1 protein-coding gene is annotated in these 1,047 nt (G+C 49.7%); it reads right to left on the reverse strand.

What is annotated here, in order from left to right; genetic code table 11:
* On the reverse strand, positions 1-1,047 hold a 1,047-nt coding region (locus R7044_RS24345), incomplete at both ends, for a TGS domain-containing protein (protein ID WP_225455890.1).

A 1,047-nucleotide genomic window follows, 5' to 3' on the forward strand; every position in this document is an offset into this window, starting at 1 on the left:
GATCTTTAGTCGTCAGCAGAACGGTGACAGTATACAGTCGGCCATCACGTTCTTCGGTCGACAGGCCATGGATATTGGAGCCTGTTTTCGAAATCACGTTGGTCAATTCTGCCAGAGCACCTTGGTGGTTGAGCATGTCGACTTTCAGTTCTTCGATAAACTCTTTGTCGTAATCGTCAGACCATGCAACGGCCATGTACTTGTCCGGCTCTTTTTGGTAACCGCGCACATTTGGACACGTTTCACGGTGAACAACCAGGCCACGACCAGGAGACACATGCGCAATGATGTGGTCATCTGGAATTGGGTGACAGCAATTAGCAAACGTCAGCAGCAAACCTTCCGCGCCACGAATTGGAAGTTTCTTCTTCGAGTCGGTTGGAATGGAACTGGTTGTCGTTAGCTCTTCAGTATCGCCCAGCAAACGACGAGCAATCACAATACTCATGAGTTCGCCTAAGCCAATTGCTGCGAGTAAATCGTCTGTGCTTTCTAAGCGCAGATCGGTCAGTACTTCTTGAATGTTCTCTGGGTAGATGGAGTCAATCGAGTGACGACCCAAAGCGTGATTCAATAGGCGGCGGCCGAGCGTGATGGATTCTTCACGGCGCATGGTTTTCAGTACTTGACGAATCTTAGTGCGAGCGCGAGAAGTCACGACATAGTTCAACCAAGCGGCATTTGGACGCGCACCTGGCGCACTGATGATTTCTACTGTCTGGCCGTTCTTCAGCGCCTTACTTAGTGGGTAAGGGTTACGGTCAACACGAGCACCAACACAGGAATTACCTACATCGGTATGTACCGCGTAAGCAAAATCTACGGCTGTCGCGCCAAGTGGCAGTTCAACAATACGACCTTTTGGTGTGAAGACGTAAATCTCATCTGGGAATAGATCCGACTTTACGTTTTCAATGAATTCGAATGAGTTACCGGCACTTTGTTGTAGCTCAAGCAAGCTTTGCATCCAACGCTGCGCTTTCACTTGTGCGGTCGTGCCCGACTTATCGCCCTTGTCTTTATAAGACCAGTGCGCTGCGACACCTT

The sequence above is a fragment of the Vibrio sp. 1402 genome, from assembly GCF_033340275.1.